Source organism: Salipiger sp. HF18 (assembly GCF_011806505.1).
Taxonomy (GTDB): Bacteria; Pseudomonadota; Alphaproteobacteria; order Rhodobacterales; family Rhodobacteraceae; genus Salipiger; species Salipiger thiooxidans.
In genome coordinates this window covers 1-910 of record NZ_JAATOS010000870.1, presented here as the reverse complement: position 1 = coordinate 910, position 910 = coordinate 1, and the positions used below count along the sequence as shown (strand labels likewise).

Annotated in this window: 2 protein-coding genes; both read left to right on the top strand. The window is 62.5% G+C overall.

Annotated features, from left to right (window positions below):
• On the top strand, nt 1-623 hold a 623-nt coding region (locus HC022_RS27645; RefSeq protein ID WP_167454505.1), incomplete at its 5' end, for a DUF2270 domain-containing protein.
• A gap of 98 nt (nt 624-721) precedes the next feature.
• A complete protein-coding gene (locus tag HC022_RS27640) occupies nt 722-898 on the top strand; it encodes a hypothetical protein (RefSeq protein WP_008885834.1) in 177 nt (58 codons plus the stop codon).
• The last annotated feature ends 12 nt before the right edge of the window (nt 899-910 follow it).

Below are 910 nucleotides of genomic sequence, written 5' to 3'. Positions count from 1 at the left end.
CCCATCTCTACCGGGGCGAGGTGTATCGCAGCACCATCTGGCGCACGCGCCTCGACACCACGACCAACTGGGCGGTGGTGACACTGGGAGTGGCGCTGTCGATCTCGTTCGCCTCGCCCGACGCCTCGCCCCTGCCCCTGGTGCTGGTCGGCGTGCTGATCGTGTTCTTCCTGTTCCTCGAGGCCCGGCGCTATCGCTACTTCAACGTCTGGCGCGCGCGCGCCCGCTGGATGGAGACGCACTTCTACGCCCCGATGCTGGCCGAGGGCGACCTGCATCTCGAGGACGACTGGCAGCGCACCCTCGCCAACGACTACCTGCGTCCGCGCTACCATGTCTCACTGATGGTATCGGTCGGCCGCCGGATCCGGCGCAACTACTTCTGGATCCTGCTGATCCAGACCCTCGCCTATGCCGGCAAGATCGCCGTGCACCCGGCGCCGGTCGCCTCCTTCAACGATGCCCTGACGCGTGCTGACGTGGGCCCGGTGCCCGGAGCGGTCATGTTTGCGTTCGGCGGGCTTTACATTCTGGCCTTCGGACTCATCGCTCTCTGGAGCAAGCGCGACGACCTCAGCCGGAATCACGCACGTGGACGTGAAAAATCGGATTCAATGGGGTGAAGTTTCAGATGAAATCTCTTGCATGTTAGCGCTAACGTGTTTTAAGCAGGGACGATTCTGACGTAGTTTACGCTTGGCCCCTTCCAGAGGAGTTGACGATGGACGAAGACCGCATGATTGACCTGCGTGCCGCGAAGCTCATGGACTTCGTGATGGAGGCATCGCTAGGCTCCGCCTTGGCCGCCTTCGTGATCTTCAATTCCGTCTTCCTGACCCTCGGCGTGCTCTGCGCAGTGTGGCTCGGTGGTGTGGCGGTGCTCAACCATATCGGATGAGCGCGCAAGACC

Bases quoted from the DNA above. Each gene is read 5' to 3' on its own strand.
- HC022_RS27640 (WP_008885834.1), top strand. From the start codon at position 722: ATGGACGAAGACCGCATGATTGACCTGCGTGCCGCGAAGCTCATGGAC.